The sequence below is a fragment of the Streptomyces kanasensis genome, assembly GCF_043077165.1.
Classification (GTDB): domain Bacteria; phylum Actinomycetota; class Actinomycetes; order Streptomycetales; family Streptomycetaceae; genus Streptomyces; species Streptomyces changanensis.
On record NZ_JBIBSF010000010.1, the window covers coordinates 112,150 to 138,563 of the forward strand.

Sequence of the window (26,414 nt, forward strand, 5' to 3'; positions counted from 1 at the left end):
AGCTTATGGGGTCATAGCCGCAAGGTCCCTGGTCGGGGGTGGTGGGGGACACCAGGCTGGAACCATGGCATCCCCCGCCCGGCCCCTCCCCCTTCCCGCAGCCCACCCCGGACCCCTCCCCCACCCACCGGGAGCCACCGCCGGCCCGCCGCCGGGAGCCGCCCCCCGGCCGCGGTCGGGACCGCTCCCCCGCCCGCGCCGGGCCCCGCTGCCCGGCGCCCGCCCCCGGGCCACCGCCGTCCGCCACCTGGGCCCGCAGTGGTACGCGGCCGTCATGGGCACGGCGATCGTCGGCAGCGCGGGCGCGGCCCTGCCGGTGCGCGTGCCGGGGGTGCGGACGGCCTGCACCGCGATGTGGGCGCTGTCGCTGCTCGCGCTCGTCGTGCTGGTGGTCGCGCGGGCCGCGCACTGGACGCACCACCGCGACCAGGCGCGGGCACACCTGCTGGACCCGGCGGTCGCCCCGTTCCACGGGTGCGCCGCCATGGCGCTGGCCTCCGTCGGCGGGGGCTCGCTGCTCCTCGGCCGGGACTGGCTCGGTGCGGGCGCGGCGCTGGCCCTGGGCGCGGTCCTCTACACGGCGGGCACGCTGGCCGGGCTCGCGACCGCGGCCGTGGTGCCGTACCTGATGGTGGTGCGGCACCGGGTCGAGGAACCGTCCCCGCTGTGGCTGCTGCCGGTGGTGGCACCGATGGTGTCGGCGGCGCAGGGCCCGCTGTTCGCCGCCCACCTCCCGGCCGGTGAGGCGCGCGGGACGCTGCTGGCGGTGTGCCTCGGCATGTGCGGGGTGAGCCTGCTGGCCACGCTGCTGGTGGTGCCGCTGGTCTTCGGCCGGCTGGTGACCGGCGGTCCGCCCCCGGCCGCGGCGACGCCCGCGCTGCTGCTGGTCCTGGGCCCGCTGGGCCAGTCGGTGACGGCGGCGAACGCCCTCGCGGACGCGGCCGGGCCTGGCGTGCCGTACGCGGTGGCGCTGGCGGTGCTGTACGGGGTGCCCGTGACGGGCTTCGCCCTGCTGTGGCTCGCGCTGGCCGGGGCGCTGGTGGTGCGGGCCCGGCGGCGCGGGATGCGCTTCGCGCTGACGTGGTGGGCGTTCACCTTCCCCGTCGGGACGTGCGTCACGGGACTGGAGGGGCTGGCGGGCCACACGGGCCTCGCGGTGTTCGGCGCGGCGGCGGTCGCCCTGTACGGCCTGCTCGTCGCGGGGTGGCTGGCCGCCGCGGCGGGGACGGTACGGGGACTGCTCAGCGGGACGCTGCTCGCAGGGCCCGGCCCAGCACCTCGGGCGCCCGGACCAGGGACGGGCCGTACCAGGTGAGGTACCGCCCGTCGACGAGCGCGGCGGGCACGCCGGGGAACGCCTCGGGCCCGTCGTCGGCGGTGAACCGGTACGGCTCGTCCGGCAGGACGACGAGGTCGGCGCCGCGGGCGCGCAATTCCTCCAGCGGGACCCGGGGGTAGCGCTCGGCGTGGCCGGCGTACGCGTTGGCCACGCCGAGGCGGGCGAGGAGGTCGCCGGCGAAGGTGTCGCGGCCCAGGACCATCCAGGGCCGCCGCCAGACGGGTACGACGGCCGTGCGGGGCGGCCCCGCGGGCGCGGCGGCGCTCCAGGCGGCCTCGGCGTCGTCCAGCCAGCGCGGCCGGGACCGTACGCCGCAGGCCCGCAGGACGCGGTCCAGCTCGGTCAGGGCCTGGTCGAGGTCGCGGATCTCGGTGACCAGGACGTCGAGGCCCGCGGCGCGCAGGGCGGCGAGGTCGGCGGGGCGGTTCTCCTCCTCGTTGGCGACGACGAGGTCGGGCCGCAGCGCGACGACGGCGGCCACGGCGGGGTTCTTGGTGCCGCCGACGCGGGGGACGTCGAGGGCGGCGGGGTGGGTGCACCACTCGGTGCACGCCACGAGCGCCCCGGGCGCGGTCACGGCGACGGCCTCGGTGAGGGACGGCACCAGCGACACCACGCGCGTCATCCGGCCGCTCCCGTGCCGGGTGCGGGGGCCGCCACGCGCGTCACTCGGCCGTCCCCATGTGGGGGGCCACGGAGACGACGAGCACCCGGGTGGCCTCCCCGGAGGAGGCCCGCCAGCGGTGGCGCACCCCGCCGGACAGGTACAGCGTGTCGCCGCGCTCCAGCCGGTAGGCGCGGCCCTCCGCCTCGACCTCCACGGTGCCGTCGGCGACGTACAGCAGCGCGTCGTTGCGCAGGACCAGCTCGCGGCCCGCGTCGTGGTCGCCGGTGAACTCGTCGGCGTGCATCTGGTGCTCGCCGCGCACCAGCGGGCGCACGCCGGGCGGCGCGGCCGGGTCGTCACCGCGGGCCGCCGCCCGGACGACGTCGACCGTGCGGGTGGCGTCGCCCGCGTCGAGCAGCTCGACGGCGGTGGTCTTCAACGCGTCCGCGATGCACTCCAGCGACCGGGTGCTGGGGCGGGCGCGCTCGTTCTCGATCTGGCTGAGAAAGGGCACGGACAGGCCGCTGCGCTCGGCGACGGCGGCGAGGGTCAGCGACAGCGCGCGGCGCCTCCTGCGCACGGCCGCGCCGACCCGGGGCGTTTCCTTGTCGTCCATGTCTTCCCTCCCTTCCCTCCCTCTCCGACCACCTTACGCAGCGCGGGTACGCCCGAGTAGCGCAAACGACGGAAGCGTCCGGGCGCCGGCCCTGTCGGTGCCGTACGGCATCATGCGAGTGTGACGCGACGCCTGATGCTCCTCGACACCGCATCCCTGTACTTCCGGGCCTACTTCGGGGTCCCCGACTCGGTGCGCGCCCCGGACGGCACCCCGGTGAACGCCGTGCGCGGGCTGCTGGACTTCATCGCCCGCCTGGTGCAGGACCACCGCCCGGACGACCTGGTGGCGTGCATGGACGCGGACTGGCGGCCGGCCTGGCGGGTGGAGCTGATCCCGTCGTACAAGGCGCACCGGGTCGCCGCGGAGACCGCCGCGGGCGTGCCGGACGAGGAGGAGGTGCCGGACACGCTGTCGCCGCAGGTCCCGGTGATCGAGGCGGTGCTGGACGCGCTGGGCGTGGCCCGCGTGGGCGTCGCCGGGTACGAGGCGGACGACGTGATCGGCACCCTGTCCGCCCGCGCGCCGGGCCCGGTCGACATCGTGACGGGCGACCGCGACCTGTACCAGCTGGTCGACGACGCCCGCGGGGTGCGGGTGCTGTACCCGATCAAGGGCGTCGGCACGCTCCAGGCCGTGGACGAGGAGTGGCTGCGCGGCAAGTACGGCGTGGACGGGCCGGGGTACGCCGACCTGGCCGCCCTGCGCGGCGACCCGAGCGACGGCCTGCCGGGGGTGCCGGGCGTCGGCGAGAAGACCGCGGCGAAGCTCCTGGACGCCTTCGGCGATCTGGCCGGGATCATGGCGGCGGTGGACGACCCCCGGGCGCCGCTGACTCCCGCGCAGCGCCGCCGGCTGGACGAGGCGCGGGCCTACGTGGCGGTCGCGCCGCAGGTCGTGCGGGTCGCGGACGACGTTCCGCTGCCCCCGTTCGACCCGGCGCTGCCGAGCGCCCCCGCCGACCCGGAGGCACTGCGGGCGCTGGCGCAAAAGTGGGGGCTCGGGGGTTCCCTGGAGCGACTCCTCACCGTCCTCGATCGATGAGGTGTTAGCTTAGGTATACCTAAGCAACCACTTTCCGGGGAGACGCCGTGGCGGAACAGCCGGCCCGCAGGACACCGAAGGCCCATCAGGCACAGGTGGTGCGCACCGAGTGGATCGCTCCGCACATGGTGCGGATCGTCCTCGGCGGCGAGGGGCTGGCCTCCTTCGCCACGAGCGGCTTCACGGACCACTACATCAAGATCCTCCTCGCCCCGGAGGGCGTGACCTACCCGGAGCCGTTCGACCTGGAGCGGATCCGCGAGGAGCTGCCGCGCGACCAGTGGCCCGCCCAGCGCACGTACACCGTGCGGACCTGGGACGCCGGGCTGCGGGAGCTGACGGTGGACTTCGTGGTCCACGGCGACGAGGGCCTGGCCGGCCCCTGGGCGGCCCGGGCGCGGGTCGGCGAGACGGTCCGCTTCCTCGGCCCGGGCGGTGCGTACGCGCCCGACCCGGAGGCCGACTGGCACCTGCTGGCCGGTGACGAGAGCGCCCTGCCGGCCATCGCCGCGGCGTTGGAGCGGCTGCCCGACGGCGCGGTGGCGCACGCCTTCGTGGAGGTCGAGGAGCCCGACGACGAGCTGAAGGTCACCGCTCCGGCGGGCGTCGAGGTCCGCTGGCTGCCGCGGCGCGGCCGCCCGGTCGGCGAGCCGCTGGTGGAGGCGGTGCGCGGCCTGGTCTTCCCCGAGGGCACCGTGCACGCCTTCGTGCACGGCGAGGCGGGCGCGGTGAAGGAGCTGCGCCGCCACCTGCGCACGGAGCGCGGCATCCCGCTGGACCGGCTGTCCATCTCCGGGTACTGGCGCCTCGGCAAGACGGACGAGGCATGGCGCGCGGTCAAGCGCGAGTGGAACGCCCAGGTGGAGAGCGAGGAGCAGGCCGGGACCGCGGCCTGACACCCGGCGGGCCGCGCTGCCGGGCCCGCTGCGCGGCCGGGTCCGGTGGCCGGCGTCCCGGCCCGTCTGCGCGCAGTGACAGCCCGGGGGCCGCCCGGACAGCGACGACACCCGCCGGCGCCGTCCGCCCGTCACGCGCGACCACGGGCCCGGGGCCGGGGCACGGGGCCCGCCGTCCTCGCCGGCCCCGCCCTACCGCTCCCCCTCCGCCCTACCGTCCCCGCTCCGGGTCGTACGTACGGGACGACGCGTCGACCTGGGCCAGGCGGCGGAGGGACGCGAAAACCACGTCGCCCAGCACCGTGCCGACGACGGCGCTCTCCACGACGTCCTCACGCGCGACCTCACTGGCCACGTAGGCCACGTCCGTCTCGGCGATGCGCTCCGCCGCGTCCGCGTACGCCTCCAGCGACACCTCGGCGAACCGGTCGTGCCCCAGCCGGCTCAGCGCGGCGAGCGCGTCGGCCAGTGAGCGGGCGGCCGGGTTGGCGTCCCCCACCTCCCACCCCCGGCGGGCGATCAGCTCGGTGACCCGCCGCCGCGCCGCGTCCCGCGCGGCGTCCTCCGGCCCGCCCTGGCGCGGCGCGATGTGGTCGTGCGCCGCTCCCAGGACCGTGTGCACGGAACGCCCGGGGTCCTCGACCGCCTCCAGCACGTCCTTGATGGCGGCGACGGAAAGCCCGCCGACGTCGATCAGCGCCCGGACCAGCCGGAGCCGGCGGACGTGTGCCTCGTCGTACCTGGCCTGGTTGGGGCTGCTCAGCTCCCCGGCGCGCAGCAGCCCCTCCCGGACGTAGTACTTGATCGTCGGCACCGAGACACCGGTCCTGCGGCTCAACTCGCCCACGCGCATGCCTGGTCACCCTCCACTTGACGCCCCGTCACTTGCCAGGGCCGTCTCCATTATAGATAGTGTCGCTATCAGATAGTGGACAGTGCCACTATCCGCTCCATCTGGGGGTCCCACATGCCGTTACCACTCCGCCGTCTGCCCGGGCTGCACCGACCGCTCGTCGTGGTCTCCGGCGCCATGGCCGTCCTGGCCGTGGTCTGCGCGGTCGGGCTGGTCGTCGACGACCGCGTGCTCGCCGGCGCGCCGATCTGGGCGAAGCCGTTCAAGTTCGCCGTGTCGTTCGCCGCCTACTGCCTCTCCTTCGCCTGGATGCTGTCCCTCCTCCCCGACCGGGGCCGGGCCGGGCGGCGCACCGCCCGGGTGGCGGGGACGGTCCTCGCGGCGGCCTGCGCGGTCGAGATGTTCCTCATCGTCGGCCAGGCCGCCCGCGGCAGACGCAGCCACTTCAACCAGGCGACCCCGTTCGACGCCGCGGTGTACGGCGCGATGGGCGCGACGGCGGCGGTGCTCTGGTTCGCCGGCCTCGTCATCGCCGTCCTGCTCTTCCGCGCCCCCCTCGCCGACCGCGCCGCCGCCCTGACCGTCCGGGCGAGCGCGGTCCTCGCCCTCGTCGGCGCGGCGTTCGGCGCGGTCATGACCCGACCGGCGCCCGGCCAGCAGCGCGGCGTCTCCGACATGGTCGGCGCGCACAGTGTCGGCGGGCCCGACGGCGGTGCCGGTACGGCGCTCACCGGCTGGTCGACCACCGCCGGGGACCTGCGCGTCCCGCACTTCGTCGGCATGCACGCCCTGCAGTTGCTCCCCCTGGTCCTGTTGGTCCTGATCGCCCTGGCCCCGCGCTTCGCCCGGCTGGGCGACCCGCGGGTCCGGTTCCGCCTCATGGCCGTCGCCTCCGGTGCGTACGCGGCGGTCCTCGCCCTGGTCTCCTGGCAGGCCCTGCGCGGTCAGCCGCTGCTCGGCCCCGACGCGGCCACGCTCACCGCGGCGGCGGTCACCGCGGTGCTCACGGCCGCCGGCGCCGCGGTGACCCTGCTGATCCGCCCCGCCCGGACACCCGCCCCACCCGCCGGCCCCCGGTCGGCGACCGCCGGGACCAGGACCGGGACCGCACCCGGGACCGCACCCGACACCGGGACCGGGGCCGGGGCCGGGGCCATCGGGCCGAACCACGAGCGGACGACCGCCCCGGAACCGGAGCGGGCGGCCGCCCCGCGGCAGGCGCGGGAGTCCGTCCGGTGACCGTCGTCCTCTTCGAGCCGGCGTTCTTCCTCGCCGCGCCGGTCCGGCTGCTGAGGGTCCTCACCCCGGCCGGTCGTGGACGGCCCGCGTCGGCGCGTCCCCGCTGACCGTCGTACCGGTCCTCCTGGTCCACCCGGGGCTCGCCGCCTCCGTGGTACCGGAGGTGTGGACCGCCGTCCGGGAGCCGGACCTGGAGACCTTCCGGGCGCTCACCGCCCTCGCGACGGGGCCGGCGCCATCCGGGCCCAGGTCGTCGCCTGGGACCTGTTGATCGGCAGTGGGCGTTCCCGGAGTCCCGCAGGCTCGGTCTCCACCCGCTGGTGACGGGCCTGCTGCTGATGCCGGCGGTCCTGCTGTCGCCGCCGGCCCTGCTCCTCTTCCTGCCCCTGCGGGCGGCGGTGGGCTCCCGGCACCGGGGACGCCACCCCTCCCGGCGCCCACGCCCCCGACGCCGGGAGGGCCCGGCCGGATCGATCCGGCCGGGCCCTCCCGAAGGTGTCCACCCCGTGTCGGCCGGGGTGAGGGGGCGTCAGCCCACCGAGCTGTACGCGACGACACCCCGCAGCAGCCCGTCGACCGCCTTGCGGGCGCTCTTCGCGACCGTGCTGTCCTCCCGCGGCGCCGCCGCGGCGATCTGGCCCAGCACGTCGATGACCTGCTTGCACCAGCGGACGAAGTCGCCGGCCGGCATCTCCGCCTCGCGCAGCACCTCGTCGAGCCCCTTGCCGGACGCCCACTGGTGCGCCGCCCAGGCGAAGCCGAGGTCCGGCTCGCGCTGCCCGACGCCCTCCGCCTGGTTGACCCGGAACTCCTCCTCCAGCGCGTCGAGACGGCCCCAGATGCGGACCATGTCGCCCAGCGCGGCCTTCGCCTTGCCGGACGGCACCTTCGGCGCGACCGCGTCGTCCGCCTGGCGGGACTCGTACACCAACGCCGACACGCACGCGGCGAGTTCGGCCGGGCCGAGGCCCTCCCAGACCCGCTCGCGCAGGCACTCGCTCGCGAGCAGGTCCAACTCGCCGTAGAGGCGGGCGAGCCGCTTGCCGTGCTCGGTGACCTCGTCGGCCCGCAGGTAGTCCAGCTCCGTCAGCAGTGCCACGATGCGGTCGAAGGTGCGGGCGATGGTGTTCGTCCGGCCTTCGATGCGACGCTCCAGCTGCCGCGTGTCCCGCTGGAGCCGGTGGTACCGCTCCGCCCAGCGGGCGTGGTCCTCCCGCTCGTCGCAGCCGTGGCACGGGTGCGCGCGCAGGGCGGTGCGCAGCCGGGCGATCTCGCGGTCGTCGACGGCGGCGGACCGCTCCCTTCGGTGCCGGTCCGGCACGATGTGGCCGGCCTTCGTGCGCAGCGCCGACGCCAGGTCGCGGCGCGACTGCGGCGAGCGCGGGTTGAACGAGCGCGGGATCCGCATCCGCTCCAACGGCTCCACCGGCACCGGGAAGTCGATCGCGCCCAGCCGCTTGACCTGCCGCTCCGCCGTCAGGACCAGCGGCCGGGGCCCGTCGTGCTGCTCGAACCCGCGGTGGCCGTTGGACCGGCCGGCCGGCAGCCCGGGGTCGAGCACCAGCGCCAGCCCGGCGAACTTGCCGGTCGGCACGTGGATGACGTCACCCGGCTTGAGCCGCTCCAGGGAGGTGGCGGCGGCGGCGCGCCGCTGCACCGCGCCCTGCTTGGCGAGCTCGTTCTCCCGGTCCTTCAGCTCGCGGCGCAGCCGGGCGTACTCCTCGAAGTCGCCGAGGTGGCAGGTCATGCCCTCCCGGTAGCCGTCCAGGCCCTCCTCGTTGCGCTGGACCTGCCGGGAGATGCCGACGACGGACCGGTCCGCCTGGAACTGCGCGAACGAGGTCTCCAGCAACTCGCGCGAGCGGTGCCGGCCGAACTGGTCGACGAGGTTGACCGCCATGTTGTACGAGGGCCGGAAGCTGGACTTCAGCGGGTAGGTGCGCGTGCCGGCGAGGCCCGCGAGGTGCGTGGGGTCCATGCCCCGCTGCCACAGGACCACGGCGTGGCCCTCGACGTCGATGCCGCGGCGTCCCGCGCGGCCGGTCAGCTGGGTGTACTCGCCGGGGGTGATGTCGGCGTGCTGTTCGCCGTTCCACTTGACGAGCTTCTCCAACACCACCGACCTGGCGGGCATGTTGATGCCGAGCGCCAGCGTCTCGGTGGCGAACACCGCCTTGACGAGGCCGCGGACGAAGAGCTCCTCGACGACCTCCTTGAACGTCGGCAGCATTCCGGCGTGGTGCGCGGCGATGCCCCGCTCCAGCCCCTCCAGCCACTCGTAGTAGCCCAGGACGTGCAGGTCCTCGGAGGGGATGGACGCCGTGCGCTCCTCCACGAGCTCGCGGACGCGGTGGCGGGCGTCCTCGTCGTTGAGCCGCAGCCCGGCGACGAGGCACTGCTGGACGGCCGCCTCGCAGCCGGCGCGGCTGAAGACGAAGGTGATCGCGGGCAGCAGGCCCTCGGCGTCGAGCCGGTCGATGACCTCCGGGCGGGCCGGCGTCCAGATGCGCGACCGCTGGCGGCGCTCCCGCTCCCGGTCGGCCTCGCGGACCATCTTGCCGCGGCGCCGGTCGCGCGGGTTGTAGGTGCGCGAGTTCTCCATGCGCGCCAGCCGGACGAGGTCGGGGTTGACCTCCCGGCGGGTGACTCCGCGGCCGCCGTGGTCGGTCTCCTCCTCGAAGAGGTCGTAGATCCGGCGCCCGGCCAGGACGTGCTGCCACAACGGCACGGGCCGGCTCTCGGAGACGATCACCTCGGTGTCGCCGCGGACGGTGTCGAGCCAGTCGCCGAACTCCTCGGCGTTGGAGACGGTCGCGGAGAGCGAGACGAGGGTCACCGACTCGGGGAGGTGGATGATCACCTCCTCCCAGACGGCGCCCCGGAAGCGGTCGGAGAGGTAGTGCACCTCGTCCATGACCACGTACCCGAGGCCGCGCAGCGACTGGGAGCCCGCGTACAGCATGTTCCGGAGCACCTCGGTGGTCATCACGACCACCGGCGCGTCGGCGTTGACGCTGTTGTCGCCGGTCAGGAGGCCGACCTTGGCGGCGCCGTAGCGCTTGACGAGGTCGGTGTACTTCTGGTTGGACAGCGCCTTGATCGGCGTCGTGTAGAAGCACTTGCGGCCCTGCTCCAGGGCCAGGTGGACGGCGAACTCGCCGACGATGGTCTTGCCGGAGCCGGTCGGCGCTGCGACGAGCACGCCCTTGCCGGTCTCCAGGGCGCGGCATGCCTCGATCTGGAACGGGTCCAGGTCGAAGTCGTACAGGGCACGGAAGGCGTGGAGCGCGGTGGCCTCCTCGGTGGCCCTGCGCCGGGCGGCCGCATACGCTTCCGCTGGTGTGAGGTCGTCTGTCATCTTGTCTTCGAGACTACCCGGCGGGACCGACACTCAGCTCGGCGTTTGTCCGACCCTCGCCGGGCGTTCGCCCCCGGGCCACGGCCCCTCCTCCCCCGGCTTCCCCCGCCCCGCGGTCGCCCCGCACCGCGCCGCCCCGCCCCGTGCGGTCGGCCGCACACGGTGAGCGGCCGGCCGCGCGGTGTGCGCGACCGGCCGCGGTGGGACCGGGGGTGGGAGGTGCTCAGGTCACGTCGTCGTAGCCGTTGACCCGCCGGACCGGGGTGCCGTCGGCGTCGACGCCGGCCTGTTCCGGGAGGACCGGGGCGGGGGCCGCGGCCACGGGCTCCACCGGACCGACGGGCTCCGGCCTGAGGTCGAGCGGGGCCGCCTCGTCGTCGTCCAGCTCCGGCCCCGCGGCGCGGCGCCGGCGGCGGTCGTTCACCAGGGAGAAGCCGACCGCGGCGAAGTACAGCGCGGTCAGCGGCACCTGCATCACGATCATGGAGAGCGGGTCGGTGGGCGTGACGATGGCGGCGAAGATCGCGATGCCCATGACCATGCCGCGCCACCAGCTGAGCATCCGCGCGCCGCTGACGACGCCGCCCACGTTGAGCAGCATGAGGATCAGCGGCAGCTGGAAGGCCAGCCCGAAGGCGAGGACGAGCTTGATCGTCATGCCGATCATGTCGTCGACGGTGATGTAGTTCACCGAACCGTCGACGCTGAAGCTGAGCAGCAGCGGCACGGCGTGCGGCAGGACCCAGTACGCGAGGTAGGCGCCCGCGAGGAACAGCGGCGTACCGACCGCCACGGTGGAGACGGCGTACTTCTTCTCGTTCCGGTGCAGGCCGGGCGCGATGAACGCCCACAGCTGGTAGAGCCAGACCGGGGCGGACGCGACGATCCCGGCCATGACGCCCACCTTGACGTAGGTGGTGAACGGGGACGTGATGCCGATCTGGGAGAGCACGGCGCACTTGCCCGCCCGCGCGGCGGGGTCCAGCTCGCTCAGGCACCGGGGCACGGGGGAGCTCAGGAACTCGGCGATGTCCTTGGAGAAGAACAGCGCCACGATCATCAGCGGGATGAACGCCAGCAGGGACTTGACCAGCCGGTTGCGCAGCTCACGCAGATGATCGACGAGGGGCATCCGCCCCTCGGGGTCCCTGGGCTTCTTGCGGGCAGACTTGAGCAACCCACGTCCTTATCTCGGAGAGCGACCGACCGTGGGGGCGGTCGCCCGTGTACCTGTGATGAACCGTGAACCGTGTGGCCGGGGCGTCAGCCCTGGGTGGTCCGCTTGGGCTCGTCGACAGGGCGAGCGGACGCGACGTCACCGGGGGCGGCCTGGATGGTCCGGGGCGCCGCGGCCGTGTCGGAGTGGTGCGCGTCGTCCTTGGCGGGGCTGTCGTTCTTCATGGCTGCGGCCTCGCTCTTGAGGATGCGGGCGGACTTGCCCAGCGAACGGGCAACCTCCGGCAGCTTCTTCGCGCCGAAGAGCAGCACGAAGATCCCCACGACGATGGCCAGATGCCAGATGCCGACCTGACCCATTTTTCCCTACCTTCTGAGACCGAGGTCCTCATGTACCGGAGCGGTGCGGACGCATGACTTCAGACCGCCCGCGCGGGCATTCATCGTAACCCTCACCGGTAAACGCGGGGCAATCCCCCGGCGTACCTCCGGTGCGCGGAGTATGGGGGAGGGCGTTCGGCGCCGCTGCCGGCCCCGTCACCGGCCGGGCAGCGTCTCGCCGGTGCGGGCGAGGTCCGCGGCGGCGGCCTCCAGGTCTTCGGCGGCGCGGTTGATGCGCTGTGTGGTGCGCGTCACTTGACGGCCGAGGCGCTGGGCCTCGATGAAGACCCGGACACCGAGGACGCCGAGGACGGCGATCCCGAGGAACCCGAGGGCGACGGCGAGCATGGGCCAGAACATGGGTGAAGCCTAGACGGTGGTGGGCGGTGGCGGACGGGGTCAGACGGTGGAGTGGAGCCGCAGCGTCCGGACGCCTCCGCCGGTGAGGAGTTCGACGATCCGCTCACCGGCGGGCCTGCGCACGGCGCGGCCGCACTCGGGGCAGGTGAAGGAGTAGAAGGTCGTGCGCCGGCTGGCGCCGATGGCCAGGCGCAGGGAGCCGGCCGCCAGCTCGCACCGGGCCCGGCACTCGGGGCAGGCGGCCTTGAAGAGCACGGGGCCGCGCTGCGCCGGGATGCCGGGCAGCACCGGCGTGTCCCCCGTGTCCCCCATGACGTCTTCCTTCCCGTCTCGTACGTGGCGTGGTGTGGCGTGACCTGTCGTGGCGGGTGGGCCGGTCAGGCGTCCCGACCGTCGTAGGCGGCGAGCGCCTCCTGGGCGGCGCGGCGCGCACTGTCGGCCAGCGCGGCGGGCGCGACGATCCGCCCGTCGCTCCCCAGGCGCAGCGCGAGCCGTCGCAGGGAGGCCGGGTCGGGGGTGCGCAGGGTGATGCGCAGCCCGCCGTCGGGCAGTTCCTCGGCGCTGTCGTGCGGGTAGTACTCGGCGACCCAGCGTCCGCCGGGGCCCACCTCGACCACGACCTCGGGGTCGTCGGCGGAGGGCTGGACCAGACCCGCGGAGAGGTCGCGCAGCTCGACCTCGGGGGGCGCGGACGGTTCGTCGAGGATGCGGATCTCGGCCACGCGGTCGAGCCGGAAGGTCCGCCGCGCCTCGGAGAGGCGGCACCACGCCTCCATGTAGGTGTGGCCGACGGCGAAGAGCCGGATCGGGTCCACCTCACGCTCCGTCAGCTCGTCGCGGGCCGGGGAGTAGTAGCGCAGCCAGAGCCTGCGCCGCTCGGAGATGGCCCGGTCGACCTCGGCGAAGACGCCGCCCTCGGACTCGAAGGTCACCGACAGGCGGGAGCTGGCACCGGCCGCCTCCCCGGCCGCCGCCTCCAGCTTGGCGGTCGCCCGCAGCAGCGCCTCGCGGTCGCTCTCGCGCAGGCCGGGCAGGGTGGCGACGGCGCGGGCGGCGACCAGCAGGGCGGTGGCCTCGTCGGCGGCGATGCGCAGCGGGGCGGCCACGTCGTCCGGGTTGTGCCACCAGATCTGCTCGCCGTCGGTGTCGATGTCGAGCAGGTCGCCGCCGCGGAAGCTCGTGCCGCACATGGGCAGGACGTCGAGGTCGGCGATGAGCTCGGCCTCGGTGATGCCGAAGGCGCGGGCCACGTCGCCGACGTGTGCGCCGGGTCGTTCCCGCAGGTAGGTCACCAGGGAGAGCATCCGCCTGGTCTGGTCGATCGCGTTGGGGGCCATCGCTCGCTCGTCCGTCCGTCCGTTGTTCCAGCAGCCCGGGGGTCAGCAGCCCTCGGCGACGGCGTGCAGCCGCTCCACGACGTCCGCGCGCAGGTCGGCGGGCTCGGTGACGACGACATCGGGGCCGAACTCGACCAGCCAGGCGTCCAGCCCGTGCCCGTAGGGGATCTCCAGCTCGTCCCAGCCGTCGCCGCAGTCCCGTACGGACAGGGCGCGGGCGCGCAGCGGGTAGCCGCACTCGGCGCGCAGCCGGATCAGCGCCGTCCGGGTGGCGCTCTCGCCGGCCCACCGCTCGACCGCCTCGCGGACGGTGGAGACGTCGGGCACCGGCGCGGTGAAGGCGCCGGCCCGGGAGCGGACCTTGCCGGTGATGCGGGACAGCCGGAAGACGCGCTCGGCCCCGCGGTCGCGGTCCCAGCCGGCGAGGTACCAGTGGCCGCGCCAGCACTCCAGCGTCCATGGCTCGACCTGCCGGGCCTCGGCGCGGGCGGAGTTGGACTTGCGGTACTCGAAGACGACGGGCCGCCGGTCGCGGCAGGCCAGCATGAGGGGTTCGAAGGCGGCCTCGTGGACCGGGATGCGCGGTTCGAGCGCACCGGGCCGGTCCTCGTACGGGTCGTCCGCCTCGGGCATGCCGGCGGCGCGCAGCTTCTGCAGGGCGCCGCTCGCGGCGCCGGCGAGGCGGGCCTGCTGCCAGACCCTGGCGGCGAGGGTGAGCGCGGCGGCCTCCTCGGCGTCCAGCTGGATGGCCGGCAGCCGGTTGGAGTCGCGACGGGCGAGGTAACCGGTCTCGCCGTCGAGGTTCTCGACGGTCTCGATGACCAGTCCGAGTTCGCGCAGGTCGTCCTTGTCGCGCTCGAACATGCGGTTGAAGGCGTCGTCACCTGGCGTGGCACCGCCGTCACCGGGCCCGAACGCCTCGACGTACGCCTCGATGGAGCCGCGCAGCTCGCGCTTGCTGAGCGGCCGGCGCGTGCCGAGCAGGCACAACGCGAGATTCATCAGCCGCTCGGCCTTGGCAATGGCCATCGACGCCCAGCACCTCTTCGTATGGAGTCACTATCGCCCGATGACCGTACCGCCCCGGGGTGGCGTGACGAAAGTCGCCCCCGGATCGGTCGAACACCCGTCGTGGCCTGGGGGGAAGCGGACCGCACGGGTGAGGGCCCGCGCCGCTGGGGCGCGGGCCCTCGGGGGCCGTGGTTCCCGTCGCGCGGGGCGCGGCGGGGGACGGGATCAGACCGCGACGAGGTCGCAGACGAAGATCAGCGTCTCGCCCGGGCCGATCTTGCCACCGGCGCCGCGGTCGCCGTACGCCAGGTGCGGCGGGATGATCAGCTGGCGGCGGCCGCCGACCTTCATGCCCTGGACGCCCTGGTCCCAGCCGGGGATGACCTGGCCGACACCGAGCTGGAACTGCAGCGGGGTGCCGCGGTTCCAGGACGCGTCGAACTCCTCGCCGGAGGAGAAGGACACACCGACGTAGTGGACCTTCACCACGTCGCCGGACTTGGCCTCGGCGCCCTCGCCGACCCAGATGTCCTTGACCTCCAGCTCCGCCGGCGGCTCGCCACCCGGGAAGTCGACCTCGGGCTTCTCGATGCTCACGTCACTGCTCCTGTTGATCGTTTGTCTTCGACCCGCACAGTCTTACATCTTCGCCAGGATGTCGAGCGTGAAGACCAGCGTGGAGTTCGCCGGGATCTCGCCGGACGCCTCGGCGCCGTAGCCCAGGTCCGGCGGCACGACCAGCATGACGCGGCTGCCGACCTTCTTGCCGGCGAGGCCCTCCTGCCAGCCCTTGATCAGCTGCTGGAGCGGGAAGGCGGCGAGCTGCTGGCGCGAGTAGCTGGAGTCGAACTCCTTGCCGCCGTTCCACAGCACGCCCTTGTACTGGAGGAGCAGCTTGTCGGTGGCCTGCACCTCCTCGCCGTCACCCTCCAGGACGTACTCGGCGACGAGCTTCTTGGGCGCGGCGGTCTTCGGGACGGTGACGGTGGGCGCCTTGCCGTCGGTGTTGGTGCCGACCTTGGGGAGGGCCGCGTCGTCCTGCGGGACCTCCTTGCCCTTGGCGGAGCTCTTGCCGTTGAAGGTCTCCTCGATGTCGATGACGAAGACCATCGTGTCGGTGCCCTTGATGTCGCCGCGGCCCTCGGAGCCGTAGCCCAGGGCCGGCGGGACGGCCATCTCGACGCGGCTGCCGGCCTTGCGCCCGGCCAGGCCGACCCGCCAGCCGTCGATGACCGCGCCCTGCTGGAGCTGGATGACCAGCGGCTGCTTGCGGTCGTAGGAGTTGTCGAAGACCTTCGCCGTGTCCCAGATCTGGCCCAGGTAGTGCGCCCGCACGTAGTCGCCCTCGGCGACGGCCGTGCCGGAGCCCGCGACGACGGTCTTCACCGCGAGGTCGGAGGAGGGCCGGCCCGACCCCTTGGCGACGGTCGGCTTCTCGCCGAACTTGGTGCCGGCCGTGATGGCGGGCAGCGGACCGTCGACGACCTTCGCGGACGAGCTGGGCTGGGGGGCCGACGGGCTCTCGCCGACCTGGTCCTTCTTCTGGTCTGACTTGTCGTCGCCGCAGGCCGAGAGGGTGAGCAGGCCGGCGGGCACAGCGAGGAGGAGGGAGCGACGACGCACGGGAAGCCTCGTATCTGGTCGGGGATCGATCTTGTGGTTGGCGTGCGCGCCACTCTACGGCGTGCGAGAGGCGCCGTACGAGGAACGTGCGCCCCTGCCGCCCGCGTTCCCCCCGACCGCGCACGGCCCCGTACGCCACCGTGTGCCGGCCGGGGGCGGGTGGGCGCGGGAGCGGCCCGGGCGCCCTCGCGGGCGGGGCCGGACGCGCCCGGGCCCCGCACCGGTGGTCCGGTGCGGGGCCCGGGGACCGGCGGGCGCCGGGGCGCTCACATGCCGGCGATGAGCTTCTCCACGCGGTCGTCGACCGACCGGAAGGGGTCCTTGCACAGGACCGTGCGCTGCGCCTGGTCGTTCAGCTTCAGGTGGACCCAGTCCACCGTGAAGTCCCGGCGCTGCTCCTGCGCGCGGCGGATGAAGTCGCCGCGCAGCCTCGCCCGGGTGGTCTGCGGGGGCACCGACTTGCCCTCGAAGATCTTCAGGTCGTTGCAGATCCGGGCGGCCTGGCCCTTCTTCTCCAGCAGGTAGTACAGCCCCCGCCGGCGGTGGATGTCGTGGTAGGCGAGGTCTATCTGCGCGATGCGCGGGTTCGACATGGTCATGTTGTGCTTGGCGCGGTACCGCTCCAGCAGCTTGTACTTCATGACCCAGTCGATCTCGGTGCCGATGCGGTCGAGGTCCTCCGCCTCGATCGCGTCGAGCGTGCGCCCCCACAGCTCCAGGACCTGCGCGACCGTGCCGGTGCGGATGCCGCGCCGGTCGACGAAGTCGACGGCCTTCTCGTAGTACTCGCGCTGCACCTCCAGGGCGGATGCCTCGCGTCCGTTCGCCAGGCGGACCTTGCGCTGGCCGGTGATGTCGTGGCTGACCTCGCGGATCGCCCGGATCGGGTTCTCCAGGGTGAGGTCCCGCATGACGGTGCCCGCCTCGATCATCCGCAGCACGAGGTCGGTGGCGCCGACCTTGAGCAGCATCGTCGTCTCCGACATGTTCGAGTCGCCGACGATGACGTGCAGGCGGCGGTAGCGCTCGGCGTCCGCGTGCGGCTCGTCGCGCGTGTTGATGATGGGGCGGGAGCGGGTCGTCGCGGAGCTGACCCCCTCCCAGATGTGCTCGGCCCGCTGGCTCACGCAGTACACGGCGCCGCGCGGGGTCTGGAGCACCTTGCCCGCGCCGCACAGCAGCTGGCGGGTGACGAGGAACGGGATGAGGATGTCCGCGAGCCGCGAGAACTCCCCGTGCCGCGCGACGAGGTAGTTCTCGTGGCAGCCGTAGGAGTTCCCGGCCGAGTCGGTGTTGTTCTTGAAGAGGTAGACGTCGCCCGCGATGCCCTCCTCGTGCAGGCGGCGTTCGGCGTCCACGAGAAGGCCTTCGAGAATGCGCTCGCCCGCCTTGTCGTGCGTGACCAGCTCGGTCACGTTGTCGCATTCCGGCGTCGCGTATTCCGGATGCGATCCCACGTCGAGGTAGAGGCGGGCGCCGTTCCGCAGGAAGACGTTGCTGCTGCGGCCCCATGACACGACACGGCGGAAGAGGTAGCGCGCCACTTCGTCAGGAGACAGTCGGCGCTGTCCCCTGAACGTGCACGTGACGCCGTACTCGTTCTCCAGCCCGAAAATGCGGCGGTCCATGAAGGAACATTACGCCTGACGGCCCGTGCTGAAACCGGGTTCGACGGTACCGTTCCGATCATTTTCCGATACGTGCGCGGGGGTTTCGACGGCCGGACGCCCGGAATGCGGCGCGGCGGCGAGGACCCGCCGGGTCGCCATCAGCACCAGCAGTGCCGCGGCTCCCCCGGCGCCGGCCACCCCGAACCCGTACGGCACGCCCGCGAGCTCCACCGCGGGGCCGGCCGCCGCGGATCCCAGCGCGGCGCCGACACCGAAGGTGGTCACCAGCCACGAGAACGCCTCCGTCACCGTCCCCCGCAGCGCGTGCCGGTCCACGACGAGGAACGCGCAGGCGATGGCCGGCGCGAGGAACACGCCCGCCACGGCGGCCAGCACCGTCATCGCCGCGACGTCCGGCACGAGGACGAGGGGCAGGTACCCCAGGGCCAGCAGGCCGACCAGGACCCGCAGCCGGGCCTCGGGCGCGCCCGCCCAGGGCCGGGCCCCGTACACCACGCCGCCGGCGAGCGCGCCGAGGCCGAGGGCGGCCATCAGCAGGCCGTACACACCGTCGCCGCCGTGTCCGTCCGCGTAGGCCAGCGCGGCGACCGTGATGGAGCCCATCGCCAGGCCGACGAAGAAGAACGCGCCGAGCAGCGCCAGCAGCCCGCGCGAGCGCAGCGCGCCCAGCCAGTGCGCCTCGCGCGGCTCGGACCGCCAGGCACGCGACGGCGCCGAGGAGACCACCGCCAGGGCGCCCGCCACACCGGCGACGTTGATCACGAGCAGCGCGGCGGCGGGCGACCAGAGCCACACCAGCAGCGTCACCAGCAGCGGACCGACCGTGTACATCACCTCCTGCGCCACGGCGTCGAGCGCGTACGCCCGGTGCACCCGGTCGCCCCGGCCGAGGACGGTCGGCCAGAGCGCCCGCAGCCCGCCCTCCAGGGGCGGGGTGAAGAACCCGGCCACGACCACCGCCGTGAACGCCACCGGCAGCGAGGCGGTGCCGGCCAGGGCGAGCCACGCCATGCCCAGCGCCGAGACCACCACGGCGGGGAGCTGTACGCGCGGCTGGCCGTACAGGTCGACGGCGCGGCCCAGCAGCGGCTGCCCGGCGGCGGTGGCGAGGCCGTACACGGCGGCCAGGGCGCCGGCCAGCGTGTAGCTGCCGCCCTCGGCGCGGGTGAACAGGGCGATGGCGATGTGGGCCGTGCCGTTGGGCAGCCTGCCGACCAGCGTGCCGACGAGCAGCCGCACGACGTGCGGAGCCCTGAAGATGTCGGCGTATCCGCCGCCTGCCGCGCCCATGCCTGCTCCTCCCCCCGGCCTCATGCCGAGGTTTTACGTATAACGTCGTCCCGTCATACGTACCATGTCGGACAGCCGGGGGTCCACCCCGGGCACCACGGTGACCGCCCGCACCCCCGGCGCGGTCACGCGCACCGTACGGAGGCGGAAGCGAGTGAAGGCCCCCGAACCGCTCGGCGGGACCCGCCCCACCAGCCGGGACGTCGCCCGGGAGGCCGGCGTCTCGCAGGCGACCGTCTCCCTGGTCCTCGGCGACAAGTGGCGCGGCCGCGTCTCCGAGCGCACCGCAGGCCTGGTCCGCGACGCCGCCGGTCGGCTCGGGTACCGGCCCAACCTCGCCGCCCGGAACCTGCGCCTGGGCCGCACCCGGACCGCGCTCCTCGTCGTCCCCGCCCTCACCAACGAGTTCTTCGCCCGCGTCTACACCGGTGCCGCCGCCGTCGCCGCCCGTCACGACTTCGGCGTCGTCCTCTACCCCTCGCCCGAGGGCGTGGGCCCCGCCAGGGACCCGTTCGCCTCGGCCCGCGCCTCACTGGACGGCGTCATCGCCTCGTCCATGGCCACCGGCGCCCTCGCCGCGTTCCGCGGCACCGACCTGCCGCTCGTCATGCTCGACAGCGATCCCGCGGACCCCGGCTCCGCGGCCCAGGTGAACCTCGACATCGCCGACGGCATGCGGCAGGTGACGGACCATCTGCTCGCCCTCGGCCACCGCCGCTTCGTGCACCTGGCGTCGGCGGTTCCCTCCTGGACCTTCGACGTCCGGGCGGGGGCCGTGGCCTCGGCCCTCGCCGTCCGTCCGGACGTGGAGGTCCGCACCGTGCCCGCCCCCCTGGAGGTGGCGGGCGCCTGCGAGGCCGCCGCCCGGGCCCTCGCCGGGCCCGGCACCCGGCCCACCGCGCTGGTCTGCGACGACGACCTCATCGCCGCGGGCGCCTGCAAGGCCGTACGGCGCCTGGGCCTGCGCGTCCCCGAGGACGTCTCCGTCACCGGGTTCGACGACCTGGCCCTCGCGACCGCCGTCGAACCGGAGCTGACCACCGTCGCCCTCCCGGCCGAACGGGTCGGCGAGCGCGGCATGGAGGCCCTCCTCGCCGTCCTGGACGGCCGCACGCCCGATGCCGCCGACCTCCCCGTCACCCTCCGGGTGCGCGCCTCCACGGCCCCACCGCCCACCTGACCACGCCCGCGTCGACGTCGCACGGGACCAGGCCGGGGCGCCCGGGGCCCCGGGCGGCTCACGCCGGCTGCCGCCCGGCCCGGGGGCCCCGGGCGAGGAGGTCGGGCACGGCGCGGTTGCGTCCGTCGAACCGCCCGGGTGGAGGCCCCGCGGGGCGCGGCAGGCGACTCACCCCCGGCCCCGTGGCGTGCGGCAGGCGGCTCACGCCCGGCCTGCGGAGCGCGACAGGCGACTCACGCCGGGCCCCGCCCCCCGCGGGAAACCGGCCCCGGCCCCGGCCCCGCGCCGTACGGCAGGCAGCCCACCCCCGGCCCCGCGGCGTACGGCAGGCAGGTCACGCCCCGCCCGCGGAGCGCGGCAGGCAGGTCACACCCGGCCTGCGCAGCGCGACAGGCGACTCACGCCGGGCCCCGCCCCCCGCGGGGAGCCGACCCCGCCCCGCGCCCCGCGCCGTACCCCGGCCGGGGACCCCGCCGTCCGCGCACACGACGGCGCCCCGGCCCTCCCTCGCGGGCGGACCGGGGCGTTCGTGCGGGCGCGCCGGGGCGGGCTCCTACTCCTGCGGGGCCTCGGGGCCCTCCGACTCGTCACCGGCGGCGTCCGTCGGGGCCGTCGCCGGCTCCTGCGCCGCCAGCAGCCGCGCCAGCTGCCGGCCCACGATCCGCTTGAACTTCCGCGACTGCGGCCGCGTCCGGTCCAGCACCGCCACCTCCAGCCGCTCGGCGGGGATCTCCCGCTCGGTGCCGTTGGTGTCCCGGGACAGCGCCTGTACGGCGAGCTTCAGCGCCTCCGCCAGGGACATCCCGTCGCGGTGCCGCTGGTCCAGGAAACCGCTGATCTGCTCGGCGTTGCCCCCGACGGCGACCGACCCGTGCTCGTCGACGATCGACCCGTCGTGCGGCAGACGGTAGATCTGGTCACCCTCGGGGGACGTGCCCACCTCGGCGACGACCAGCTCCACCTCGTACGGCTTCTCCCCCGCGCTGGAGAAGATCGTGCCGAGCGTCTGCGCGTAGACGTTCGCCAGGCCGCGGGCCGTCACGTCGTCCCGGTCGTAGGTGTAGCCGCGCAGGTCGGCGTAGCGGACGCCGCCGATGCGGAGGTTCTCGTACTCGTTGTACTTGCCGGCCGCGGCGAAGCCGATCCGGTCGTAGATCTCGCTGAACTTGTGCAGTGCGCGGGACGGGTTCTCCCCGACGAAGACGATGCCGTCGGCGTACTGCATCACGACAAGGCTGCGGCCCCGGGCGATCCCCTTCCGGGCGTACTCCGCCCGGTCGGCCATGGCCTGCTGGGGTGAGACATAGAACGGCGTCGACACCGGCTATCCGTCCCTTTCTGTCAGTGGCGGGTTCATCAGAGCAGCTCGGCGCGGGGGCCGTCCGGGTGTTCCATGCGGCGCTCCAGGACGGCACGGGCCACGTCGGCCCCCTCCGCGTCCGTGAGCCGGCGGAACCCGTCCTCCGTGATCACCGTGACGATCGGGAAGATCCGGCGGGCCATGTCGGGCCCGCCCGTCGCCGAGTCGTCGTCGGCCGCGTCGTACAGCGCCTGCACGACCAGCGTCACGGCCTGCTGCTCGGTGAGGTCCTCGCGGTACAGCTTCTTCATCGACCCGCGGGCGAAGAGCGAGCCGGAGCCCGTCGCCGCGTACCCGACGTGCTCCTCGGAGCGTCCGCCGGTGACGTCGTAGGAGAAGATGCGCCCCTTCTCCCGGTCGACGTCCCAGCCGGCGAAGAGCGGGACGACGGCGAGGCCCTGCATGGCCATGCCGAGGTTGCCTCGGATCATCGTGGAGAGCCGGTTGGCCTTGCCCTCCAGGGAGAGCTGGGCGCCCTCGACCTTCTCGAAGTGCTCCAGCTCCAGCTGGAAGAGCTTGACCATCTCCACGGCCAGGCCGGCCGTGCCGGCGATGCCCACGGCCGAGTACTCGTCGGCCGGGAAGACCTTCTCGATGTCGCGCTGGGCGATCATGTTCCCCATGGTGGCCCGCCGGTCACCGGCCAGGACCACACCGCCGGGGAAGGTGGCCGCGACGATCGTCGTGCCGTGCGGCACCTCGATGGCGCCCTGTACGACCGGCAGCGTCCGACGTCCCGGCAGCAGCTCCGGTGACTGCTCGCTCAGGAAGTCCATGAAGGACGAGGAGCCGGGCGTCAGGAAGGCAGCTGGTAGACGCCCGGTGCTGCGAGTGTTGGCTTCCACGAGTTCCCCTCCAGGTTGGTGGCAGCCCGGCCCGCGGTGCCGGGAGGTCTCCCGGCTCTCCGATGGCCGAATTGCGGTTGAAGCACGGTACGCCACGGACCTTACCCGGCCTGTGACGATCATCCACACGGGTGACGGCCCCGCCGCGCGCGGCCTGCGCGGCGGTCGGCGCCCGCGCCCTACGCGGGCTGCTCGCGGACGGAGACGACTCCGCCGCGAGCAGCGCTGCGTCGAACGGGCCGGACGCCCGCCCCCATGATCATCGAATCGAAGGGGAGGGGCGGTTACTCGCCGCCCTTCTGCACGAAGGAACGCACGAAGTCCTCGGCGTTCTCCTCCAGGACGTCGTCGATCTCGTCCAGGACGGAGTCGACGTCGTCACTGAGCTTCTCGTGGCGCTCCTTGAGGTCCTCCGAGGACTGCGCCTCGGGCGCCTGCTCCTCGACCTCCTCCGTGGAGCGCGTGGCCTTCTGCTGCCCGCCGCCGGTGTCCTTGGTCGCCATGTCCCTCACCCCGCTCGGTTGCCCGCTTGGTCAGGTGTCTCAAGATCAGACCCTACAAGCCCGGTCTGACATCGGCCCTGTCTTTCTCGACGTCCAGGGGGCCACTTCCATGATTCCCCACGGCGGCCCCCTGAAGCCCTCCTCAGCCGCCCGAAAGGACCCGGACCAGCTCCTCGGCCGTGCGGCACCGGTCCAGGAGGTCCTTGACGTGCTCCCGGGTACCCCGCAGCGGCTCCAGGGTGGGCACCCGCTGGAGGGAGTCCCGCCCCGGCAGGTCGAAGATCACCGAGTCCCAGGAGGCCGCCGCGACGTCGTCCGCGTACTGCTCCAGGCAGCGGCCCCGGAAGTAGGCCCGGGTGTCCTCCGGGGGCTGCTTCTCGGCCCGCTCCACCTCCGACTCGTCCAGCAGGCGCTTCATGCGCCCGCGGGCCGCCAGGCGGTTGTACAGGCCCTTCTCGGGGCGCACGTCGGCGTACTGGAGGTCCACCAGGTGCAGGCGGGGGGCGTCCCAGTCGAGCCGGTCGCGGCGCCGGTACCCCTCCATGAGCTCCAGCTTCGCCACCCAGTCCAGCTCCCCGGCGAGGCTCATCGGGTCGTTCTCCAGCCGGCCGAGGACGTCCTCCCAGCGGGCCAGCACGTCCTTGGTCTGCTCGTCCGCGTCCGCGCCGAAGCGGTTCTCGACGTACTTCCGCGCCAGCTCGTAGTACTCCATCTGGAGCTGGACCGCGGTGAGCGTGCGGCCGCTGCGCAGCGTGACCAGCCGCTGGAGCGTCGGGTCGTGCGAGACCTGGTGGAGCGTGCGCACGGGCTGGTCGACGGCGAGGTCGACGGTGATGAAGCCGTCCTCGATCATCGACAGGACCAGGGCCGTCGTGCCGAGCTTCAGGTACGTCGAGATCTCCGAGAGGTTCGCGTCGCCGATGATCACGTGGAGGCGGCGGTACTTCTCGGCGTCGGCGTGCGGCTCGTCCCGGGTGTTGATGATGGGCCGTTTGAGTGTCGTCTCCAGGCCGACCTCGACCTCGAAGTAGTCCGCGCGCTGGCTGATCTGGAAGCCGTGCTCCTGGCCGTCCTGGCCGATGCCGACGCGCCCCGCGCCCGTGACGACCTGGCGCGAGACGAAGAACGGCGTGAGGTGGCGCACGATGTCCGAGAAGGGGGTCTCCCGCTTCATCAGGTAGTTCTCGTGCGTGCCGTAGGAGGCGCCCTTGTTGTCGGTGTTGTTCTTGTACAGGTGGATCGGCTGGGCGCCCGGCAGCAGGCCGGCCTTCTCGGCCGCCTCGGCCATGATCCGCTCGCCGGCCTTGTCCCACAGGACGGCGTCGCGGGGGTTGGTGACCTCCGGGGCGCTGTACTCCGGGTGGGCGTGGTCCACGTAGAGCCGGGCGCCGTTGGTCAGGATGACGTTGGCGAGGCCGATGTCCTCGTCGGTGAGCTGGCTGGAGTCGGCGGCCTCGCGGGCGAGGTCGAAGCCGCGGGCGTCCCGCAGCGGGTTCTCCTCCTCGAAGTCCCAGCGGGCGCGGCGCGCCCGGTGCATCGCCGCCGCGTAGGCGTTGACGATCTGGGACGAGGTGAGCATGGCATTGGCGTTCGGGTGGCCGGGGACGGAGATCCCGTACTCCGTCTCGATGCCCATTACTCGCCGTACGGTCATGCGGCCCTCCTTGCCCGGCGGCGTCCCCCCGCGGGAACGGCGCTCGAGTACCGGTTCTCCGATGCGTGTGCGGTGCCCGACCCCGCACTGCGCGATTCGGCGGTACGGAAGAGCCTAGAGCGCCTTCGCGCCCGGGGGGAGATCGATTGCGTCATTGCTCCGGTGTGGTCCGTCCGTGGCGGGCCCCTCGGAACGCGGCCGGCTGCGGACGCCCACCCCCTCACGGGGTCCCGGGACATCCGCAGCCGGTACTGCGCGGTCTTACAGGTACTGCCCGGTGTTCGCCACCGTGTCGATGGACCGACCGGTGTCGGCGCCCTGCTTTCCGGTGACGAGGGTGCGGATGAAGACGATCCGCTCGCCCTTCTTGCCGGAGATCCGGGCCCAGTCGTCCGGGTTGGTGGTGTTGGGCAGGTCCTCGTTCTCCTTGAACTCGTCCACGCACGCCTGGAGGAGGTGGGAGACGCGGATGCCCTTCTGGTTGTGGTCCAGATAGGCCTTGATGGCCATCTTCTTCGCCCGGTCGACGATGTTCTGGATCATCGCGCCGGAATTGAAGTCCTTGAAGTACAGGACTTCCTTGTCGCCGTTCGCGTAGGTGACCTCGAGGAACCGGTTCTCCTCGGATTCCGCGTACATCTGCTCCACGACCGACTGGATCATGGCGTGTGCCGCGGCGTCCTTGGAGCCGTTGTGCTCGGTGAGGTCGTCCGCGTGCAGCGGCAGCGACGGGGTGAGGTACTTGGCGAAGATGTCCTTGGCGGCCTCGGCGTCCGGACGCTCGATCTTGATCTTCACGTCCAGCCGGCCGGGCCGGAGGATCGCCGGGTCGATCATGTCCTCGCGGTTCGAGGCGCCGATCACGATGACGTTCTCGAGCCCCTCGACACCGTCGATCTCCGCGAGCAGCTGCGGGACGATGGTGTTCTCCACGTCCGAGCTGACACCGGAGCCACGGGTGCGGAAGAGGGACTCCATCTCGTCGAAGAAGACGATGACGGGCGTGCCCTCGGACGCCTTCTCCCGCGCGCGCTGGAAGACGAGGCGGATGTGCCGCTCTGTCTCGCCGACGTACTTGTTGAGGAGCTCCGGGCCCTTGATGTTGAGGAAGTAGCTCTTGCCGGCGGGCTGTCCGGTGACCTCCGCGACCTTCTTGGCAAGGGAGTTGGCCACCGCCTTGGCGATGAGCGTCTTGCCGCACCCGGGCGGGCCGTAGAGCAGGATGCCCTTGGGCGGCCGCAGCTCGTGCTCCTTGAAGAGGTCGGGGTAGAGGTACGGGAGCTCGACCGCGTCGCGGATCAGCTCGATCTGGTTCCCCAGACCGCCGATCTTGTCGTAGTCGACGTCCGGCACCTCTTCGAGGACGAGCTCCTCGACCTCGCTCTTCGGGATGACCTCGTACACGTAGCCGGAACGGGGCTCGAGCAGCAGCGCGTCGCCGGGCCGGATGGTGACGTCCAGCAGGGGCTCGGCGAGCCTGACCACTCGCTCCTCGTCGGTGTGGCCGATGACCAGGGCGCGCTCGCCGTCCTCCAGGATCTCCTTGAGGGTGACGATGTCCCCGGCGCGCTCGAACGCCATGGCCTCGACCACGTTGAGCGCTTCGTTGAGCATGACTTCCTGGCCCCGCCTGAGCTCCTCGAGCTCGATGCCGGGGCTCACGTTCACCCGGAGCTTGCGGCCCCCGGTGAAGATGTCGCACGTGCCGTCCTCGTTGGCCTGCAGGAAGACGCCGAAGCCGGCCGGTGGCTGGGCGAGGCGGTCGACCTCCTCCTTGAGGGCCACGATCTGGTCGCGGGCCTCGCGGAGCGTGTTGGCGAGCCGCTCGTTCTGCGCGGACACGCCGGCCAGGTTGGTCTGCAGCTCGACGATCCGCTCCTCGAGAATCCTCGTGTGGCGCGGAGAGTCGGCGAGCTTACGTCGCAGGACGGCGATTTCCTGCTCGAGATAGGCAACCTGACCGGCGGGGTCATCAGACCCTCGCCCCGGCCGGATGCCGCGGTTGATGTCGTCGTCGTGGGCTGCCACGGTCCTCACCTCCTCCAAGGGGAGCTGGACGCTTCCAGACCCTACCTGCGTGGGTGATGATTGAAACCCCTAGATCACAAAGA

At 73.3% G+C, this 26,414-nt stretch carries 24 protein-coding genes; 5 read left to right on the forward strand and 19 right to left on the reverse strand.

Going from position 1 to position 26,414, the window contains the following annotated elements:
• Positions 1–208: 208 nt before the first annotated feature.
• Positions 209–1,315, forward strand: coding sequence for an SLAC1 family transporter (locus ACF053_RS24055; protein WP_391955980.1), 1,107 nt, complete (start codon positions 209–211; stop codon positions 1,313–1,315).
• Here ACF053_RS24055 and ACF053_RS24060 read toward each other — a convergent pair.
• Together ACF053_RS24060 and ACF053_RS24065 are read right to left on the reverse strand one after the other, a co-directional pair.
• Positions 1,242–1,964, reverse strand: coding sequence for a helical backbone metal receptor (locus ACF053_RS24060; RefSeq protein ID WP_391955845.1), 723 nt, complete (start codon positions 1,962–1,964; stop codon positions 1,242–1,244). The genes ACF053_RS24055 and ACF053_RS24060 overlap by 74 nt on opposite strands.
• A 40-nt stretch (positions 1,965–2,004) precedes the next feature.
• Positions 2,005–2,562 carry a helix-turn-helix domain-containing protein gene (locus tag ACF053_RS24065; RefSeq protein ID WP_391955846.1) on the reverse strand — a complete coding sequence of 186 codons (558 nt, stop codon included), beginning with the start codon at positions 2,560–2,562 and terminating at the stop codon, positions 2,005–2,007.
• A gap of 135 nt (positions 2,563–2,697) precedes the next feature.
• Between ACF053_RS24065 and ACF053_RS24070 the strand changes: the two genes are divergently transcribed.
• Together ACF053_RS24070 and ACF053_RS24075 are read left to right on the forward strand one after the other, a co-directional pair.
• The gene (locus ACF053_RS24070) at positions 2,698–3,606 is read left to right on the forward strand and encodes a 5'-3' exonuclease (protein ID WP_391955981.1); all 909 of its coding nucleotides are present in this window, start codon (positions 2,698–2,700) and stop codon (positions 3,604–3,606) included.
• 47 nt (positions 3,607–3,653) lie between these two features.
• On the forward strand, positions 3,654–4,502 hold the full coding sequence (locus tag ACF053_RS24075) for a siderophore-interacting protein (protein ID WP_391955847.1): 849 nt from the start codon (positions 3,654–3,656) through the stop codon (positions 4,500–4,502).
• Between the two features lie 211 nt (positions 4,503–4,713).
• Here ACF053_RS24075 and ACF053_RS24080 read toward each other — a convergent pair whose 3' ends face one another.
• Positions 4,714–5,355, reverse strand: coding sequence for a MerR family transcriptional regulator (locus ACF053_RS24080; protein WP_391955848.1), 642 nt, complete (start codon positions 5,353–5,355; stop codon positions 4,714–4,716).
• Between the two features lie 177 nt (positions 5,356–5,532).
• Between ACF053_RS24080 and ACF053_RS24085 the strand changes: the two genes are divergently transcribed.
• Entirely contained in the window at positions 5,533–6,594 is a 1,062-nt protein-coding gene (locus ACF053_RS24085; RefSeq protein WP_391955982.1) for a hypothetical protein, read from the forward strand.
• 529 nt (positions 6,595–7,123) lie between these two features.
• On the opposite strand, the gene ACF053_RS24090 is transcribed toward ACF053_RS24085, so the two are convergent.
• The 11 genes from ACF053_RS24090 to ACF053_RS24140 form a co-directional block, all read right to left on the reverse strand.
• Positions 7,124–9,952: a DEAD/DEAH box helicase gene (locus ACF053_RS24090; RefSeq protein WP_391955849.1), complete on the reverse strand. Its 2,829-nt coding sequence runs from the start codon at positions 9,950–9,952 to the stop codon at positions 7,124–7,126.
• 223 nt (positions 9,953–10,175) lie between these two features.
• The gene (tatC, locus tag ACF053_RS24095; protein ID WP_391955850.1) at positions 10,176–11,129 is read right to left on the reverse strand and encodes a twin-arginine translocase subunit TatC; all 954 of its coding nucleotides are present in this window, start codon (positions 11,127–11,129) and stop codon (positions 10,176–10,178) included.
• Positions 11,130–11,215: 86 nt separating this feature from the next.
• Positions 11,216–11,488, reverse strand: coding sequence for a Sec-independent protein translocase subunit TatA (tatA, locus tag ACF053_RS24100; RefSeq protein WP_391955851.1), 273 nt, complete (start codon positions 11,486–11,488; stop codon positions 11,216–11,218).
• A 177-nt stretch (positions 11,489–11,665) separates the two neighbouring features.
• Positions 11,666–11,869 carry a hypothetical protein gene (locus ACF053_RS24105; RefSeq protein ID WP_391955852.1) on the reverse strand — a complete coding sequence of 68 codons (204 nt, stop codon included), beginning with the start codon at positions 11,867–11,869 and terminating at the stop codon, positions 11,666–11,668.
• A gap of 39 nt (positions 11,870–11,908) precedes the next feature.
• Positions 11,909–12,181 carry a hypothetical protein gene (locus tag ACF053_RS24110; protein ID WP_391955853.1) on the reverse strand — a complete coding sequence of 91 codons (273 nt, stop codon included), beginning with the start codon at positions 12,179–12,181 and terminating at the stop codon, positions 11,909–11,911.
• A gap of 65 nt (positions 12,182–12,246) precedes the next feature.
• Positions 12,247–13,206 (reverse strand): helix-turn-helix transcriptional regulator, encoded by a 960-nt coding sequence (locus ACF053_RS24115; RefSeq protein ID WP_391955854.1) that lies wholly within the window; start codon positions 13,204–13,206, stop codon positions 12,247–12,249.
• Positions 13,207–13,248: 42 nt separating this feature from the next.
• Positions 13,249–14,235: a helix-turn-helix transcriptional regulator gene (locus tag ACF053_RS24120; RefSeq protein WP_391955855.1), complete on the reverse strand. Its 987-nt coding sequence runs from the start codon at positions 14,233–14,235 to the stop codon at positions 13,249–13,251.
• A gap of 207 nt (positions 14,236–14,442) precedes the next feature.
• Entirely contained in the window at positions 14,443–14,814 is a 372-nt protein-coding gene (locus tag ACF053_RS24125) for an FKBP-type peptidyl-prolyl cis-trans isomerase (RefSeq protein ID WP_058941665.1), read from the reverse strand.
• Positions 14,815–14,856: 42 nt separating this feature from the next.
• On the reverse strand, positions 14,857–15,840 hold the full coding sequence (locus ACF053_RS24130; protein WP_391955856.1) for an FKBP-type peptidyl-prolyl cis-trans isomerase: 984 nt from the start codon (positions 15,838–15,840) through the stop codon (positions 14,857–14,859).
• A gap of 266 nt (positions 15,841–16,106) precedes the next feature.
• Positions 16,107–17,468: a Pup--protein ligase gene (gene pafA, locus ACF053_RS24135; RefSeq protein WP_391955857.1), complete on the reverse strand. Its 1,362-nt coding sequence runs from the start codon at positions 17,466–17,468 to the stop codon at positions 16,107–16,109.
• 9 nt (positions 17,469–17,477) lie between these two features.
• Positions 17,478–18,761, reverse strand: a complete 1,284-nt coding sequence (locus ACF053_RS24140; RefSeq protein WP_391955858.1) for an MFS transporter — start codon at positions 18,759–18,761, stop codon at positions 17,478–17,480.
• Between the two features lie 154 nt (positions 18,762–18,915).
• Between ACF053_RS24140 and ACF053_RS24145 the strand changes: the two genes are divergently transcribed.
• Positions 18,916–19,941, forward strand: a complete 1,026-nt coding sequence (locus ACF053_RS24145; protein ID WP_391955983.1) for a LacI family DNA-binding transcriptional regulator — start codon at positions 18,916–18,918, stop codon at positions 19,939–19,941.
• Positions 19,942–20,494: 553 nt separating this feature from the next.
• Here ACF053_RS24145 and prcA read toward each other — a convergent pair.
• The 5 genes from prcA to arc form a co-directional block, all read right to left on the reverse strand.
• On the reverse strand, positions 20,495–21,262 hold the full coding sequence (gene prcA, locus ACF053_RS24150) for a proteasome subunit alpha (protein ID WP_391955859.1): 768 nt from the start codon (positions 21,260–21,262) through the stop codon (positions 20,495–20,497).
• Between the two features lie 35 nt (positions 21,263–21,297).
• Positions 21,298–22,146 carry a proteasome subunit beta gene (prcB, locus tag ACF053_RS24155; protein ID WP_391955860.1) on the reverse strand — a complete coding sequence of 283 codons (849 nt, stop codon included), beginning with the start codon at positions 22,144–22,146 and terminating at the stop codon, positions 21,298–21,300.
• A gap of 284 nt (positions 22,147–22,430) precedes the next feature.
• Complete coding sequence (locus ACF053_RS24160; protein ID WP_391955861.1) at positions 22,431–22,649, reverse strand: ubiquitin-like protein Pup; 219 nt, start codon at positions 22,647–22,649, stop codon at positions 22,431–22,433.
• A 142-nt stretch (positions 22,650–22,791) separates the two neighbouring features.
• A complete protein-coding gene (gene dop, locus ACF053_RS24165) occupies positions 22,792–24,303 on the reverse strand; it encodes a depupylase/deamidase Dop (RefSeq protein WP_391955862.1) in 1,512 nt (503 codons plus the stop codon).
• Positions 24,304–24,564: 261 nt separating this feature from the next.
• On the reverse strand, positions 24,565–26,331 hold the full coding sequence (arc, locus tag ACF053_RS24170) for a proteasome ATPase (RefSeq protein ID WP_391955863.1): 1,767 nt from the start codon (positions 26,329–26,331) through the stop codon (positions 24,565–24,567).
• Positions 26,332–26,414 lie beyond the last annotated feature (83 nt).